14 protein-coding genes are annotated in these 12,883 nt (G+C 59.5%); 1 reads left to right on the forward strand and 13 read right to left on the reverse strand.

The features are described 5' to 3' along the window. Window positions 1–561 precede the first annotated feature (561 nt). The 6 genes from POF45_RS25270 to puuE form a co-directional block, all read right to left on the reverse strand. Complete coding sequence (locus POF45_RS25270) at window positions 562–1,920, reverse strand: nucleobase:cation symporter-2 family protein (RefSeq protein ID WP_259501145.1); 1,359 nt, start codon at window positions 1,918–1,920, stop codon at window positions 562–564. Window positions 1,921–2,085: 165 nt separating this feature from the next. Beyond that, a complete protein-coding gene (locus POF45_RS25275) occupies window positions 2,086–3,384 on the reverse strand; it encodes a urate hydroxylase PuuD (protein WP_259501147.1) in 1,299 nt (432 codons plus the stop codon). Between the two features lie 50 nt (window positions 3,385–3,434). Then, the gene (locus POF45_RS25280; protein ID WP_109628737.1) at window positions 3,435–3,938 is read right to left on the reverse strand and encodes an ureidoglycolate lyase; all 504 of its coding nucleotides are present in this window, start codon (window positions 3,936–3,938) and stop codon (window positions 3,435–3,437) included. A gap of 151 nt (window positions 3,939–4,089) precedes the next feature. Further along, window positions 4,090–5,085 (reverse strand): allantoicase, encoded by a 996-nt coding sequence (gene alc / locus POF45_RS25285; protein ID WP_259501151.1) that lies wholly within the window; start codon window positions 5,083–5,085, stop codon window positions 4,090–4,092. Between the two features lie 88 nt (window positions 5,086–5,173). Beyond that, window positions 5,174–5,689 carry a 2-oxo-4-hydroxy-4-carboxy-5-ureidoimidazoline decarboxylase gene (uraD, locus tag POF45_RS25290; protein ID WP_282316983.1) on the reverse strand — a complete coding sequence of 172 codons (516 nt, stop codon included), beginning with the start codon at window positions 5,687–5,689 and terminating at the stop codon, window positions 5,174–5,176. Continuing rightward, window positions 5,686–6,612: an allantoinase PuuE gene (gene puuE, locus POF45_RS25295; RefSeq protein ID WP_282316984.1), complete on the reverse strand. Its 927-nt coding sequence runs from the start codon at window positions 6,610–6,612 to the stop codon at window positions 5,686–5,688. The genes uraD and puuE overlap by 4 nt, the downstream gene beginning before the upstream one ends. A gap of 421 nt (window positions 6,613–7,033) precedes the next feature. On the opposite strand from puuE, the gene uraH reads away from it, so the two are divergent. Then, window positions 7,034–7,387 (forward strand): hydroxyisourate hydrolase, encoded by a 354-nt coding sequence (gene uraH / locus POF45_RS25300; RefSeq protein ID WP_008031462.1) that lies wholly within the window; start codon window positions 7,034–7,036, stop codon window positions 7,385–7,387. A 200-nt stretch (window positions 7,388–7,587) separates the two neighbouring features. Here the strand turns inward: uraH and POF45_RS25305 are convergent, their stop codons facing one another. The 7 genes from POF45_RS25305 to POF45_RS25335 all read right to left on the reverse strand — a co-directional run bounded on the left by POF45_RS25305 (window position 7,588) and on the right by POF45_RS25335 (window position 12,825). Beyond that, window positions 7,588–8,214, reverse strand: a complete 627-nt coding sequence (locus tag POF45_RS25305; protein WP_282316985.1) for a LysE family translocator — start codon at window positions 8,212–8,214, stop codon at window positions 7,588–7,590. Window positions 8,215–8,278: 64 nt separating this feature from the next. Then, complete coding sequence (locus POF45_RS25310) at window positions 8,279–9,628, reverse strand: NCS2 family permease (protein ID WP_409077924.1); 1,350 nt, start codon at window positions 9,626–9,628, stop codon at window positions 8,279–8,281. Between the two features lie 415 nt (window positions 9,629–10,043). Then, window positions 10,044–10,415, reverse strand: a complete 372-nt coding sequence (locus tag POF45_RS25315) for a glutathione S-transferase N-terminal domain-containing protein (RefSeq protein ID WP_282316986.1) — start codon at window positions 10,413–10,415, stop codon at window positions 10,044–10,046. A 100-nt stretch (window positions 10,416–10,515) separates the two neighbouring features. Next, window positions 10,516–11,061: a GTP cyclohydrolase I FolE gene (gene folE / locus POF45_RS25320; RefSeq protein ID WP_003204506.1), complete on the reverse strand. Its 546-nt coding sequence runs from the start codon at window positions 11,059–11,061 to the stop codon at window positions 10,516–10,518. Window positions 11,062–11,138: 77 nt separating this feature from the next. Further along, the gene (locus POF45_RS25325) at window positions 11,139–11,696 is read right to left on the reverse strand and encodes a Smr/MutS family protein (RefSeq protein ID WP_259501184.1); all 558 of its coding nucleotides are present in this window, start codon (window positions 11,694–11,696) and stop codon (window positions 11,139–11,141) included. Window positions 11,697–11,782: 86 nt separating this feature from the next. Next, complete coding sequence (locus POF45_RS25330; protein WP_259501185.1) at window positions 11,783–12,103, reverse strand: hypothetical protein; 321 nt, start codon at window positions 12,101–12,103, stop codon at window positions 11,783–11,785. A 131-nt stretch (window positions 12,104–12,234) separates the two neighbouring features. Beyond that, window positions 12,235–12,825, reverse strand: a complete 591-nt coding sequence (locus POF45_RS25335; protein ID WP_259501187.1) for a cysteine hydrolase family protein — start codon at window positions 12,823–12,825, stop codon at window positions 12,235–12,237. Window positions 12,826–12,883: the final 58 nt, after the last annotated feature.

Genomic DNA, 12,883 nt, shown 5'->3' on the forward strand with positions numbered 1-12,883 from the left:
GTAGGTGGTTCCACGTTATTTTTTTAAGGTCGGCGCTCTGGTGTGGCGCCTGTTGGTGCGGCTGTAAAAACTCATCCAATCGGTCAGCTTTAGTGCTGTTAGCAAGAGCTGAGCCAGGGCTTTCGAAAAGCAAAAAAACTCCCGTTCGGCAGCTCGAAAGCTGTCGATTGAGAGGTTTTTGTGAATGCCTTGGTACTGGCCAGCGCCGGGATAAGTTGGCTTTCTGGTCAGGAATTAAATCCGGGCTTTTTTTTAGACCGAATTCGGGCGGCCGCGGAGAATACTGACTCCTTGGCCAGGTCTCAAGTGCCCTGCAACAGCGCACCGACGACAGGTTTGGGGCAGGGACGGCGGCAGCCGGCCTGTCGTTGCCAAACGACAGACTTGAGTGGGTAAAAACCATCTGTTGCTTCCTCTTGTTTTTATTGTTGAGGCGCAGGCAGTTGCTGACCTGTGGGAGCGGGCTTGCTCGCGAAAGCGTCGGATCAGTCAACGGTGATGTTGAATGTAATGACCTCTTCGCGAGCAAGCCCGCTCCCACAGGGCTTGGTGTTGTCCGGGCTAGTGGGTATGAGCCTGGCAGTCGTTCATCGCGGCGCGCTCGCGGCCGCCAAGGATGTTGAACAGCAGGTTCAACGACAGGGCACTCAAGGTCGCCATGGCGATGCCGCTGTGGGTGATCGGGCTCATCCACAATGGCAGGTGGGCGAAGAACTCCGGTTTCACCACCGGGATCAGGCCCATGCCGATGCTCACCGCTACCAGCAGCTGGTTACGGCGATCACCGATGTCGGCCTCCTGAAGAATCTTGATCCCGGTGGCGGCGACCATGCCGAACATCGCAATCGCCGCACCGCCCAGAACGGCCGGTGGAATCGAGGCGACCAGGAACGCCGCTTTCGGCAGCAGGCTCAGCACCACCAGCAAACCACCGGCGACGATGGTCACCGAGCGGCAACGCACGCCGGTCATCTGCACCAGGCCGATGTTCTGGGCAAACGAGGAGTGGGTGAAGGTGTTGAAGAAGCCGGCGAAAAATGACGCGCCGGCATCACACAGCAGTCCGCGACGCAGCATGCGTGGGCAGACTTCCTGACCGGTGATCTTGCCCAGCGCGAGGAACATGCCGGTGGACTCGACGAAGATGATCACCACCACCAGGCACATGGAAAGAATTGGTGCGAGTTCAAATTTCGGCATGCCGAAGTGCAGCGGGGTGACGATTTGCAGCCACGGCGCCTGCGCCATTCCGCTGAGGTCAACCATGCCGATCAGGCCGCACAGTGCGTAACCCAGGCACATGCCGATCAGCACGGAAATGTTGACCCAGAAACCGCGCATGAAGCGGTGGATCAATAGAATGGTGGCCAGCACCAGCGCGGCGATGGCGAGGTAAATCGGTGAACCGAATTGTGCCGCGCCAGCACCGCCGCCGGCCCAGTTCACGGCCACGGGGAACAGCGACAGACCGATCGAGGTGATGACCGTGCCGGTCACCAGCGGTGGGAAGAAACGCACGACCCTGGACATGAACGGCGCGATGATCATGCCGAAGAACCCGGCGGCGATGGTTGCGCCGAAGATCCCCTGCAAACCGACACCCGGCATGCCGGCCATGGCGACCATGCTGCCGACCGCCGCGAAACTGGCGCCCATCATCACCGGCATGCGGATGCCCATCGGGCCGATGCCGAGCGATTGCACAATGGTGGCGATCCCGGCCACCAGCAGGTCGGCGTTGATCAGGAAGGCGATTTCTTCACGACTCAGGCCAGCGGCCTGTCCGATGATCAGCGGCACCGCGATGGCCCCACCGTACATCAGCAGAACGTGTTGCAGGCCGACCAGGATCAGTTGCAACAGGGGCAAACGCTGAATGGCGGGTGCGTCGGGGATGCGCGCTTCGGATAGCTCGGACATGCAACACCTCGGATCTTTTTTATTCTTGTGATTTACAACTGCGATGCTGCTGGCAGTTGTATTCGAATCAGGTGGGCCGCGTTGCGGCCAATCGCGGGCAAGCCCGCTCCCACAGGGATCGATGGAGTCCTTGTGGGAGCGAGCCTGCTCGCGAAGCTTTTTTACTTAATTGACCTGCGCCCCCTGGTTGATCCAGGCGCCAATCAGGTCACGTTCCTGCTGGGTCATCTGGGTGATGTTGCCCAGCGGCATGATCTGGCTGGCGACGGCTTGTGCCTGGATACGCGGGGCCAGTTGCTGGATTTGTTGCGGGGTATCGAACATCACGCCGGCCGGTGCCGCACTGAACAGCGGGCTGGTCGGTTTGGCCGAATGGCAGACGGCGCAGCGTTCCTGGATCACGCTGTGAACCTTGTCGAATACAGGGCCCTGATTCGAGGCCTGAGCCGGTGCAGCGGCCGGTGCGGCAGGCGCGGCTTCAGCCGGTTTGGCACCACCGCCCAGAGCCGTTTCCGGCAATGGTTGATACTCTATTTTTGCCGGTGCCTTGGCCACGTCCGGGGTGGTCATCGGTGCGGGACCGGTGACGTACGCCAGGCTGATCATGCCAACCGCCGCCACCGGCAGTGTCCAGGCAAATTTGTGGCTGTTGTGGCGGGTGTTGAAGTAGTGACGCACCAACACCGCCAACACCGCGATCCCGGCCAGGATCAACCAGTTGTACTGGCTGCCGTAGGTGCTCGGGAAGTGGTTGCTGATCATGATGAACAGCACCGGCAAGGTGAAGTAGTTGTTGTGACGCGAACGCAGCAAGCCTTTGGCCGGCAGCGCCGGATCGGGTGTGCGGTTCTCGGCAATCGCCGCCACCAGCGCGCGCTGGGCCGGCATGATGATGCGGAACACGTTGCCGACCATGATGGTGCCGATGATCGCGCCGACGTGCAGGTACGCACCACGACCGCTGAACACTTTACTGAAGCCGTAGGCGGCCGCAATGATCAGCACGAACAGGATGCCACCAAGCAGGGCAGGGCGTTTGCCCAGGGCCGAATCGCAGAGGAAGGAGTAGACGAACCAGCCGATGAACAGCGAGCCGATACCGATGGCCACGCCTTCTGGGCCGCTCAGGGTGCTGCCCGGAGCCAGCAGGTAGAGCGTCGGGTTGGAGTAGAACACCACGCACAGCAGCGCGATCCCCGACATCCAGGTGAAATAGGCTTCCCATTTGAACCAGTGCAGGTTGTCCGGCATGGTCGGTGGGGCCAGTTTGTATTTTTCCAGGTGGTAGATACCGCCGCCGTGGATCGCCCACAGATCGCCCGCCAGACCACTTTTCGGGTTGACCCGATTGAGGTTGTTTTCCAGCCAGACGAAATAGAACGACGCACCGATCCAGGCCACGCCAGTAATCATGTGAACCCAGCGCACGCTCAGGTTCAGCCATTCCAACAGATGTGCTTCCACAGTCTTTACCTCTCGCCTGTCACTCTGTCGTCGAGTGATCAGACCTTCTCTTATTGGTGGGGGGCGAGGATCAGACGCTCATCCTCTTTGAAAAAATGCTCATCGCAGTTATTGCCTGTGCCACTGCGATCAACCACCAGGAAGTCATCCCGCTTTTCGATCGTCAGCACCGGGTGGTGCCAGACGCCGCGATGGTAATTGATGCCCTGCCTGCCGTTGGTGACGAAGGCGCGGACCAAGCCTGATACAGGTTCATCGCCAAGTGGCGCGACCACGATCAGAAAGGGGTTGCCGAGCAGCGGAATGAAAGCCTGGCTGCCCAGCGGGTGACGCTCCAGCATGCAGACGGTCAGCGGCATGTCCTGCGCATCGGCGCGGAAGATGCTGATGATTGCGTTGTCTTCTGGCGTGGCGGTCTGCACCGTCGCCAGTTTATGAAAGCGCATGGTCGAACCGTTGTTGATCATGAAGTGATCGCTGCCATCGGTTTCGATCACGTCACCGAAAGGGGCGAAGGCTTCTTTGGTCAGCGGTTCAATCGTTAGTGTGCGCATGCTGGTCTTCTTACCTTGAATTCTGTGTTGTTTATTGTGGCGAGGGAGCTTGCTCCCGTTGGACTGCGCAGCAGTCCACTTTCTTCCTGGAGAAAAGCGGGGCCGCTTCGCAGCCCAGCGGGAGCAAGCTCCCTCGCCACAGGTTCACCGCTTACTTGGCGACCTTGCCCAATACGCGCAGGCGGCTTACACCACCATCCGGGAACACGTTCAGGCGGATGTGGGTGATCGGGCCCAGCGCCTTGATCTGTTCGGCGAAGGTGTGTTCGGCGTGCATTTCCAGTTTCTGTGCCGGCAGCAGTTCGCGCCAGAACAGCGATTGAGTTTCGATCTGGCTGTCGGTGCCGCCCTTGACGAACGCGCCCTGGATCGAGCAGGTGTCCGGGTAGTTGCCCTTGAAGTGCAGGGTGTCGACGATGACTTTCTCGATCTCGCCGGCATGACCCAGCGCCACGATCACCCAGTCGTTGCCCGGCGTGCGACGACGCGCGGTTTCCCAGCCGTCGCCCATGTTGATGCCACGGCCCGGGTTGAGGATGTTGCTCATGCGACCGAAGTGTTCGTCGGAGCAGGCGAGGGCGCGGCCACCGTTGAGGGCTGCGGCCAGGTCAACCTGTTCGTTGTCGCCAACCGCCGACCAGTCGCGGAACGGAATACCGTAGACACGCAGACGGGCCACGCCGCCATCCGGGTAGATGTTGAAGCGCAGGTGGCTGAACGCCTGGTCGTTATTGATTTCGTGGTAGTGATGGCTATTGCCTTGCAGCTCGACGGCAGACAGCACTTCAACCCACTGGGTGTTTTCGGTTGGTTCGCCTTCGGCCAGGAAGCAGGCCTCCAGGGACGCCGATGGCGGGAAGTTGCCGGTGAAGAATGAAGTGTCGATGTCCACGCCTTTGATCGAACCCGGCACGCCCAGGCGGATCACCGCGCTGTCGTAGCCTTCAAAGCGCTTGCGGCGCGACTCCCAGCCGTCCATCCACTTGCCGTTGTCATCGAACACGCCCTCCTTCCATACGGCCGGGGTCGGTTGGAACAGACGATTGGCGTCTGCGAACCAGTCATCGGTGACCGAGATGATTTTGGTGCCCAGGCGGGCGTCGGCCAGGTTGACGAACTTCTCGAAAGGTACGGCGTAAGCTTTCATTCTTCTTGTCTGCCTTTAATAAGTTGGCTTGGGATGCTTGCAGGGCCCTGGGTGATGTATGCGTTCAGTGTCGCTCGGGCCAAGCGCGCTATAGGGTCAGTAAACGAAACAACGCAATCTTGTTGATCTGCGCCAGCGCGCATTTGAACTCGGTGTTTTCCGGGTTGTGAATGCGCGTTTCGAACGCCGCGAGGATCTGATGCCGGTTGCTGCCTTTTACCGCCATGATGAAGGGAAACTTGAACTTGGCCTTGTAGGCGTCGTTCAGCTCGGTGAAGCGCTGGAACTCTTCGGCCGTGCATTGGTGAATACCGGCGCCAGCTTGTTCATGGGTGCTGGCTTCGGTCAGTTCGCCCTGGACGGCAGCTTTGCCGGCCAGGTCGGGGTGAGCGTTGATCAGAGCCAGTTGACTGGCGTGATCGGCACTCAACAGGATGTCGCTCATGCGTTGGTGCAGGGCTTCGATCTCGTCGATCGCCGCGTCCTGCCCCAGGTCGAAGGCCTTCTCGGCCACCCATGGCGAATGTTCGTAGATGTCGGCAAAGGCTTTGACGAACGCGTCGCGGCTCAGGGTCGATGGCTTCAGGGTTTGAAAGGTGCTCATTTTGCAGCCCCTTGGTACGGATGGGTTTCGTGCCAGTGGCGTGCGATGTCGACACGACGGCTGAACCACACCTGTTCATGACTTTTAGCGTATTCGATAAAGCGCTTGAGCGAAGCGAGTCGCGCCGGACGGCCGATCAGGCGACAGTGCAGTCCGATGGACAGCATCTTCGGTGCGTCGGCGCCTTCGGCGTACAGCACGTCAAACGCGTCTTTCAGGTATTCGAAAAAGTCGTCGCCCTTGTTGAAACCCTGAACCTGAGTGAAGCGCATGTCGTTGGTGTCCAGGGTGTACGGGATCACCAGGTGCGGCTTGCCGGTCGGGTTGTTCGGTTCCCAGTAGGGCAGGTCGTCGTCATAGGTGTCGCAGTCGTAGAGGAAACCGCCTTCCTCCATCACCAGGCGACGAGTGTTGGGGCCGGTGCGGCCGGTGTACCAGCCCAGTGGGCGTTCACCGGTGAGTTCAGTGAGGATGCGGATCGCTTCGAGCATGTGCTCACGTTCCTGCGCTTCGTCCATGTACTGGTAGTCGATCCAGCGATAGCCGTGGCTGCAGATCTCGTGGCCGGCCTCGACCATGGCGCGGATCACATCGGGGTGGCGCTGGGCGGCCATGGCCACGGCGAAGACGGTCAGCGGGATATCGAATGCCTTGAACAGTTTCAGGATCCGCCAGACGCCGGCACGGCTGCCATACTCGTACAGCGATTCCATGCTCATGTTGCGCGCGCCTTGCAGCGGTTGCGCCGAGACCATTTCCGAGAGGAAGGCTTCAGACTCTTTATCGCCGTGCAGGATATTGCGCTCGCCACCTTCCTCGTAATTGAGCACGAAGGACAGGGCGATACGGGCATTGCCCGGCCAGTGTGGGTGTGGAGGGTTACTGCCGTAACCGACCAGGTCGCGTGGGTAGTCAGCGCTCACTGCAGTGTTCCTTCTTGTTCGTAGTTGCCTGTTAGTGCGGCGGCCTGGCGATGGATGACAGGCTGGCGTCACAGCGATGGGCTGATTGTATACAACTTTATATTCACTTTGTAAGCCTGATTTTTTGCATTTTTCACCGACTGTCATCAAAGGATGCTACTGCAAGAAACCTGCCTGAGTGGTCAGCTAATGGATGGAAGGTCCTCTGTTCGCAAGGTTTGATGGCAGATTGGCGGCAAAGACCCGGATGGCGGGGATCGCTGCAAAAATGTCGTTTTTATTGTGTACAATTTTTTTGAAAAGTGTCTTAATCAGTCGCTCGCCGCAGCTTTTCGTGCTCCGAAACGGTGCGGTCTCCTTTTCACCTGACTTCGGGAGGCGCGAGGTCTGACTGCTCCACGCAGGCAGGCGCGCAGAATCAATGGGACGTTTGACAACACACGTTTTGGACGCTGCACATGGTTGCCCTGGCAGCTCGATCAAGGTCGAGTTGTACCGCGTTGAAGGCTCGCAGCTGGAATTGGTCGCCAGCGCGATAACCAACAGCGACGGTCGCGTCGATGCACCGCTGCTGCAAGGCGATGACTACCGTACCGGGGTTTATCAGGTCCAGTTTCATGCGGGCGATTACTACCGCGCCCGTGGCGTCCAGTTGCCGGAACCGGCGTTTCTGGATGTGGTGGTGCTGCGGTTCGGCATCTCTGCCGAGCAGGATCACTACCACGTACCGTTGCTGATTTCGCCGTACAGCTATTCCACGTACCGGGGCAGCTGACCCCAAGCGGCTGCCTCCTCCGAGAAGCGACTGCGCATATAGCTTCTTTGGTCTTTCGCCCGCTCACACGGCGGGCTTTTTTTTGTCTTCAGGAAAGTGGTGTTGCTAAGGACGCCTTCGCGAGCAAGCTCGCTCCCACACTGATCTGTGTCGTTCACAAATCCCCTGTGGGAGCGAGCTTGCTCGCGATGCTTTTGCTCTTAGCGGCTCAACAACGAAGCCGCCCCAGCCCCACTGAACAACCCCGCACTCACCCGGTTAAACCAGCTCTGCCCCTTGCCGCTGCGCAGATACCGCGCCGCGCCATGCGCCCCAAGGCCATAAGCCAATTTGCACAGCAGGTCCAGCACTGTCCAGGTGGCAATCATCACCAGCAACTGCGGCAGGAACGGCTGGTTTGCATTTAAAAACTGCGGCAGGAACGCGGCAAAGAACAGAATGTCTTTCGGGTTGCTGGCGCCGAGCACAAACGCGCGCCCGAACAGTGCGCGAAAGCGTGGCACTGGCGCGGCCTGGGGCACTTGTGCGCCCACCGATGGCCGCCGCGATTGCTGCCAGCTCTGCCAGGCAAGGTAGAACAGGTACAGCGCACCAACGATTTTCAATGCACTGAACAACTGCTCCGACGCCAACAGCAGAGCGCCAAGTCCCAGCGCCGAGGCACTGAGCAAACAGATCGAGGCAATCACCCCGCCGAGAAATGCCGGGTAGGAACGGCGCAAGCCGTAATTCAAACTGTTGCTGATCATCAGCAAAGACAATGGCCCCGGGATCAGGATCACCACCAGCGCGGCGCCGCTGAACAGCAGCCAGGTTTCCAGACTCATCACTTTCCTCCTAATGTGCAAAAGCCCCACCCGATGGGGTGAGGCTGTTTGAAGCTATGACCGCTTACAGGAAAATGAACTTGGCGATAAAGATCGCGCAAAGCACCCACAAGCTGACGGAAATTTCCTTGTACCTGCCGGTGCCGGCCTTCAGCACCACAAACGTGATAAAACCCAGCGCGATGCCGTCGGCGACCGAGAAGGTCAGCGGCATCATGATCGCGGTAACGATCGCCGGAATGCTGTCGGTCGCTTCGTCCCAGTTGATGTGCGCCATACCGCCCATCATCAGCATCGCGACATAAATCAGCGCACCGGCGGTGGCGTAAGCAGGGATCATGCCGGCCAGCGGTGCGAAAAACATCGCTGCAATAAATAGCACACCTACGGTCACGGCGGTAAGACCAGTCCGACCACCTGCGGCGACACCCGCGGCACTTTCCACATAGCTGGTGACCGGTGGCACACCGACCATTGCTCCGAATACGCTGGAGGCGCTGTCGGCTTTCATGGCGCGGGACAGGTTTTCAATCCGGCCATCGGCATTCACCAGGTTGGCGCGCTGGGCAACGCCCATCAACGTGCCGGCGGTGTCGAACATGTGCACAAAGAGGAAGGCCAGCACCACACTGATCATGCTGACGTTGAACACGCCGGCAATGTTCATGGCCATCCAGGTCGGGGCCAGACTCGGCGGGGCGGACATGATGCCCGCGTAGTGCACCAGGCCCAGACCCCAACCGGCGAGGGTGACGGTGATGATGCTGATGAGGATCGCGCCGAAGACCTTGTGGTAGCTGAGTACCGCGATCATCAGGAAGCAGATGGCGGCCAGCAGCGGGCCGGGTTCACGCAGCGAGCCGAGCTTGATCAGGGTTGCCGGGCTGGCGACGATGATCCCGGCGGTTTTCAGGCCGATGATCCCCAGGAACAGCCCCACACCCGCGCCCATGGCGAAGCGCAGGCTCACCGGGATGCTGTTGAGCAGCCATTCGCGAATCCGCGAGAACGTCAGGATCATGAACAACACACCGGAGACGAACACCGCGCCCAGGGCGGTTTCCCAGTTGTAGCCCATGGTGCCGACCACGGTATAGGTGAAGAACGCGTTCAGGCCCATGCCCGGCGCCAGACCGACCGGCCAGTTGGCGTACAGGCCCATCAACAGGCAACCCAGTGCCGCGGCGATACAGGTGGCCACGAACGCCGCGCCGTGATCGATGCCGGCATCGGCCATGATGTTGGGGTTGACGAAGATGATGTAGGCCATGGTGATGAAGGTTGTCAGACCGGCAATCAGCTCGGTCTTCACCGTGGTGCCATGCAAGGTGAGTTTGAAGATGCGCTCCAGCCAGCCGTTTTGTAACGGCGGCGAGAGTTCCAGCGACGGGGCTTCGGATTTGCGGCTTTCCACAGCGAATACTCCTCAAGAGTTTTATTGTTATTTCCAGGGCCGGACCCATGAGGGTGGCAGCGGCCCTTTGAGGCTCTGGCGAATTTGTTGACCGTATGGTCAGGAACTCGCACGCAGTGGATTATGCTTTTGTATACAAATAAAGCAAATAATGTTTTTTGTTTTGTTGACTGAAAGATTGGCGATTGGGGTATATCGGCTGGCTGGGGGATTTTTAGAGGAGGGTAGAAACAGAGAAACCGGCTTGAGGGCCGGTTTCTTTTTGTCTGGAATTTGTAGTGGCTGTACTGACGCTATCGCGAGCAAGCTCGCTCCCACAGGGGGCCATGTTCAAATCTAGAGGTCCAATTCTCCACAAGACCAATGTGGGAGCGAGCTTGCTCGCGATGAGGTCATCAGTTACACCACAAAACCATCAGGCTGCCGCAAACCGCTTATCCAGATAATCAATGATCACCTTGGACTCATACATCCAGGTGGTCTGGCCATTTTCTTCAATGCGCAGGCATGGCACTTTGATCTTTCCGCCTTGCTCCAGCAGCGTCTGGCGATCCTGTTCGTTGTTTTTCGCATCACGCAATGCCACCGGCACATTCAGGCGGCGCAGGTTGCGGCGGGTTTTCACGCAGAACGGGCAGGCGTGGAACTGATACAGGGTCAGGTCCCTGGCGGCGGCATCGACCTGGGCCTGAGCGGCGGCAGGGCGCTGCTTCTTGCCCGGACGGGTGAGGAAGTCGATGAAGATGATCAGCTGGCCGAGACCAACACGAAGCGCTTTGACGAACACGATGTAAGCCTCAAAGGACAGCAAAGGGGCGCGCAGCTTACCTGATTTTTCACGGGCGAAAAAAAACCGGCGATGAGCGCCGGTTTCTTCGTGCCGCCAATTACTTGATCAGGCTGAGAAACTCGCTGCGCGTTGCCGCGTTCTCGCGGAATTCACCGAGCATCACCGACGTGATCATCGAGGAATTCTGTTTCTCCACACCGCGCATCATCATGCACATGTGCTTGGCCTCGATCACCACTGCAACGCCCAGGGCGCCGGTGACCTGCTGGACCGCATCGGCGATCTGGCGGCTGAGGTTTTCCTGGATCTGCAGGCGGCGGGCGTACATATCGACGATTCGCGCGACTTTCGACAGCCCCAATACCTTGCCGCTCGGAATGTAGGCGACGTGGGCCTTGCCGATGAACGGCAGCAGGTGATGCTCGCACAACGAGTAGAGCTCGATGTCCTTGACCAGCACCATTTCGCTGTTATCGGAGCTGAACAAGGCACCGTTGGTGACTTCTTCGAGTGTCTGTTCATAGCCGCGGCAGAGGTACTGCATGGCTTTGGCGGCACGCTTTGGCGTGTCGAGCAGGCCCTCGCGGGACACGTCCTCGCCCAGTTGGCCGAGAATCGCGGTGTAATTCTGTTCCAGGGACATGAAACTACCTGTGGGGATTTTCGCAAAGGACAAGGGTACGGTGGCGGACACGGCGCTGCAAGTTTGGTGTAACAGCTTTACTCGTCGCGACCTTCCATCATGGTGCGTTTGAGCATCACGTAGACCGCTCCGGCGCCACCATGCCGGGGCTGGCACGAGGTGAACCCCAGTACCTGAGAGTGCTGTCGCAGCCAGGTATTGACGTGGCTCTTGATCATCGGCCGCTTGCCGTCCAGCCGCACGGCCTTGCCGTGGGTGACGCGCACGCAACGAATTTCGAATTTGGTCGCCTCGGCCAGGAATGCCCAAAGGGTTTCCCGGGCTTTTTCCACGTTCATGCCATGCAGGTCGAGGCTGCCTTCGAACGGAATCTGGCCGATCTTGAGCTTGCGTATCTGGCTTTCCTGCACGCCGTCGCGAGCCCACATCAACTCGTCTTCCGGTCCGACGTCGATCACGAACTGATCGGACAGACCATCGACAGTAGTGGCATCGGTGCGCACGGTGGCGGCCTGGCGGAGCTTGGCGATTTGCGCGCGGTCGGCCTTGGGTTTGCCGGTTTCGGCGCGATCATGCTTGATCGGCTTGACGCCTTGGATCGCACTTTTGAACAGGGAAAAATCGTCGTCTTGCATGTCAGCCTCCGCGAAGGTCGGCCAGTTTACCCAAGTCGAGGCGCTATCCATAACAATTGGGCCCGGCAAAGTGCCGGGCCATTGATTCAGTCGTGTTTTTTCATCAGGTGTGGCGACATGTTCAGCTCTCGCGACTGACGCGAACGACGTCGGCAGCGACGCCACAGCCAGACCCCGATATACAACACCAGCAGGCCGATCGCCAGAATGATTGCCGAGCCCAGCGGGCTGGCATTCAATTCGCCGAGCGCGGGCGGGCGCCCCAGCAGGCTGGCTGCACCGGCCATCGCCAGCAACACACCGCACATTGCCAGCAAGGCCGCAAAGGCGGCACCGAAGCGAAAACGCCAGTTGCTTCGGCCTTTGGGCCGCAAGCGGCGTGCGTCAAAACCATCGGATAACTTCATTCCGACCTTCCTCAATGGGTATCGGCCCTTCGACCGGGAGTTGACCGGGATGTTCCTGAGGCTAAGACAATTGCAGCAAACGAGAGGCTTTTGCGGATGAGCGGCGGCATGGACCGCTCATCGAGAGCCGATCAGATCAGATCGTGGGTCAGGGCGAGGGTGGCGAAGTTGTCCGCCATGATTGCCATTTCGGTCTGCTGAACATGCTCGGCGCTCAGCACGCCGCCCTTGTAAGGCAGGTCGCGCGTGGCGCACGCGTCTTCCACGAGGGTGCAACGAAAGCCCAGGTTTTTTGCGGCGCGCACCGTGGTGCTGACGCTGGAATGGCTCATGAAGCCGCAGACGATCAGGTCGAGCGAGCCGAGGTCCTGCAGACGGTCGTACAGCTCGGTGCCATGGAACGCGCTCGGCAGCAGTTTGCCGATGATGGTCTCGTCGGCGTGCGGCTCCAGCCCCGGGATGAACTCACCGCGCTCGCCCTGCGGATCGAACAGGCCACCCACGGTGCCCAGGTGGCGCACATGCACGATGGGCCGGCCGGCTGCACGGGCAGCGGCTACCAGTTGCTTGATGTTCGCGACCGCAGCATCCATGCCGCTCAGGGCCAGCGGACCACTGAGGTATTCTTTCTGGGCATCGATGATGACAAGGGTCGCATGGCTCAGATTGGCCGCTGCGTAACCGCGACCGCTGAGTTGAAACATCGTTTTTGGAACGGACATTCTGGGGCTCCTTTGAGTGGGGCTTTTGCGACATTGTCCTCTGGCTGAGCGGTTCTGT

Origin of the sequence: Pseudomonas fungipugnans (assembly GCF_029955235.1) — a bacterium.
Classification (GTDB): domain Bacteria; phylum Pseudomonadota; class Gammaproteobacteria; order Pseudomonadales; family Pseudomonadaceae; genus Aquipseudomonas; species Aquipseudomonas fungipugnans.

Excerpts from the sequence above, each read along its gene's own strand:
- POF45_RS25270 (WP_259501145.1), bottom strand. The coding sequence starts at position 1,920 with ATGTCCGAGCTATCCGAAGCGCGCATCCCCGACGCACCCGCCATTCAG.
- POF45_RS25280 (WP_109628737.1), bottom strand. The coding sequence starts at position 3,938 with ATGCGCACACTAACGATTGAACCGCTGACCAAAGAAGCCTTCGCCCCT.
- alc (WP_259501151.1), bottom strand. The coding sequence starts at position 5,085 with ATGAAAGCTTACGCCGTACCTTTCGAGAAGTTCGTCAACCTGGCCGAC.
- uraD (WP_282316983.1), bottom strand. The coding sequence starts at position 5,689 with ATGAGCACCTTTCAAACCCTGAAGCCATCGACCCTGAGCCGCGACGCG.
- uraH (WP_008031462.1), top strand. The coding sequence starts at position 7,034 with ATGGGACGTTTGACAACACACGTTTTGGACGCTGCACATGGTTGCCCT.
- POF45_RS25305 (WP_282316985.1), bottom strand. The coding sequence starts at position 8,214 with ATGAGTCTGGAAACCTGGCTGCTGTTCAGCGGCGCCGCGCTGGTGGTG.
- folE (WP_003204506.1), bottom strand. The coding sequence starts at position 11,061 with ATGTCCCTGGAACAGAATTACACCGCGATTCTCGGCCAACTGGGCGAG.
- POF45_RS25325 (WP_259501184.1), bottom strand. The coding sequence starts at position 11,696 with ATGCAAGACGACGATTTTTCCCTGTTCAAAAGTGCGATCCAAGGCGTC.
- POF45_RS25330 (WP_259501185.1), bottom strand. The coding sequence starts at position 12,103 with ATGAAGTTATCCGATGGTTTTGACGCACGCCGCTTGCGGCCCAAAGGC.
- POF45_RS25335 (WP_259501187.1), bottom strand. The coding sequence starts at position 12,825 with ATGTCCGTTCCAAAAACGATGTTTCAACTCAGCGGTCGCGGTTACGCA.